The organism is Actinoplanes sp. NPDC051633 (genome assembly GCF_040681735.1).
In the GTDB taxonomy this organism is placed as follows: Bacteria; Actinomycetota; Actinomycetes; order Mycobacteriales; family Micromonosporaceae; genus Actinoplanes.
In genome coordinates this window covers 1-1,527 of record NZ_JBFAZH010000596.1, presented here as the reverse complement: position 1 = coordinate 1,527, position 1,527 = coordinate 1, and the positions used below count along the sequence as shown (strand labels likewise).

General features: G+C 70.2%; 2 protein-coding genes. Both read left to right on the top strand.

Annotated elements, in window-relative coordinates:
• Nucleotides 1-262: 262 nt before the first annotated feature.
• Complete coding sequence (locus AB0M20_RS27455; RefSeq protein ID WP_364302971.1) at nucleotides 263-970, top strand: neutral zinc metallopeptidase; 708 nt, start codon at nucleotides 263-265, stop codon at nucleotides 968-970.
• 62 nt (nucleotides 971-1,032) lie between these two features.
• Nucleotides 1,033-1,527: HAD family phosphatase (locus AB0M20_RS27450; RefSeq protein WP_364302969.1), on the top strand; the 495-nt coding region annotated here is incomplete at its 3' end.

Sequence of the window (1,527 nt, the reverse complement as noted above, 5' to 3'; positions counted from 1 at the left end):
CGGCCGTCGAGGTCCTCGACCACCTCGAACGTCACGCCACCCAGGACGTTCAGCCAGACCGGCCGCAGGGTACGTCCTGCCGCGATGGACAGCACCGCCTCCGGTATGACGATCTCCCGTTCGGGTACGCCCGACAGCATGGTTCGCCTCCCGGTCCGGTGATGATCCGTGTTCGCATTAACACGTACCGTGGAACATCCCGGTCACGCCACCCCCTGGAGTATTCCGCATGCCGGCCCGCCACCGTCCCAGGTTCGCCATCGTGACGGCCGCGGTGGCCGCTCTGGTGGCTCTGGGCTGCGTGTCCGCCCCCGATCGTCCCCGTTCCGAGGGGCCGGGTGAAAGTGAGACGACCGCCACACCGGAGCCCGACGCTTCCGGCGTGGGCCCCGACGGCACCGACACGCCGGAGGAGTTCACGACCGACATCGACTCCGCCACCTCGATCGCCGAGGCGTACTGGGCCGCCGTCTTCAAGGACAGCGGGCTGCGCTTCCGGCCCGTCTCGCAGGTCATCCCGTACGAGCGGGAGGGCGAGGTCGACTGCGGCGGGCAGCCGCTCGGGCTGAAGAACGCCGCCTACTGCTCGGCGGGCGACTTCATCGCCTACGACGTGAACTGGGCGTTCGGCGCGTTCCGGCAGATCGGTGACGCGTTCATCTTCTACCTGCTCGGGCACGAGTACGCCCACGCGATCCAGCTGCGGCTCGGGATCCAGGCGCAGTTCACGATCCAGCAGGAGCTGCAGGCCGACTGCATGGCCGGCGCGTACATCGGCGACATGGAGAAGCAGAAGCGCCTGACCCTGCAGGAGGGTGACACCGAGGAGCTCGCCGCCGGGCTGGAGTCGGTCGGCGACGCCCCGGGCCAGCCGTGGTTCGCCGAGGGTTCGCACGGCACCGCCAAGCAGCGCACCCAGGCTTTCGCCAACGGCTACCAGGACTCCCTCGACCCCTGCAACCTGACCTGAGCGACAATGAAGCTCAACGCTCTTACTGGAGGCCAGCCCTGACGTCATCACTACCGGCCGCGGTGCTCTTCGACATGGACGGCACGCTGGTCGACAGCGAACGGGTCTGGGACATCGCCCTGCGCGAGATGGCCGTCCGGGCCGGCGGGACGCTCTCCGACGAGGCCCGCCTGGCGATGGTCGGCAGCAACATGGGCCGCACCATGCAGATCTTCCGCGACGACCTCGGGCAGCCCGACCGGCCCGAGCCGCCGGACGTGCAATGGCTCACCGACCGGGTGTTCCACCTCTTCGCCGAGGGCCTGGTCTGGCGGCCCGGCGCGCACGAGCTGCTCAAGGCGGTCCGCGCCGCCGGGCTCCCGACGGCCCTGGTCACCTCGACCGGCCGGCGGCTGGTCGAGGTCGCGCTGGAGACGCTGGGCCGGGAGAACTTCGACGTGATCGTGGTCGGCGACGAGGTGAAGGCGCCCAAGCCCGACCCGGAGCCGTACCGGACCGCGGCCGAGCTGCTGGGCGTGCCCATCGAGCGGTGCGTCGCGATCGAGGACAGCCCGGTG